General features: G+C 58.5%; 1 protein-coding gene. It reads left to right on the forward strand.

The genetic code is table 11. From position 1 onward, the window contains the following. Positions 1 to 33 precede the first annotated feature (33 nt). A partial coding sequence (locus A3754_RS24090) for an arylamine N-acetyltransferase (protein WP_231880771.1) occupies positions 34 to 687 on the forward strand: 654 nt, incomplete at its 3' end.

A 687-nucleotide genomic window follows, 5' to 3' on the forward strand; every position in this document is an offset into this window, starting at 1 on the left:
TCCCCCTTCCTGTTGACGAACCCGGAGTCTGCCATGCCCCTTGATCTGGATGCCTATTGCCAACGTGTCGGTTATACCGGTGAGCGAACGCCTACTCTGGCCACGCTGCGCGCCTTGCAACAATGCCACCTGCTGCATATTGCCTTTGAAAACCTGAACCCTTTGCTTGGCAAGCCAGTACCACTGGATCTGGCCAGCCTGGAACGCAAGCTGGTGCAGCAGAGACGGGGTGGCTACTGCTTTGAGAACAACCTGTTATTCATGGCGGTGCTTACAGAGCTGGGCTTCACCGTGCGCGGGATTACCGCCCGGGTCTACTGGAACCAGCCGGAGGACGCGCAGCCACCACGCTCACATATGTTGTTGCTGGTAACCATCGAGGATGAGGACTACCTGAGCGACGTGGGGTTTGGCGGGATGACACCGACAGCGCCATTAAGGCTGCACAGCCGGGCAGCCCAACGCACTCCGCTGGAGCATTTTCGTGTTCTTCCGGAGAACAATCATTACCGCATTGAGGTGCAGCTGGGCAGCCGCTGGCGGCTGCTGTACCGGTTCGACCTGATGACGCAATGGCCCATCGATTTCGACATGGCCAACTGGTACGTGTCCTGCCACCCGGCGTCCAAATTCGTCAATAACCTGATTGCCGTGCGCACCGACATGGATCGCCGTCACACACTCTTG

The organism is Alcanivorax sp. HI0083 (assembly GCF_001635175.1).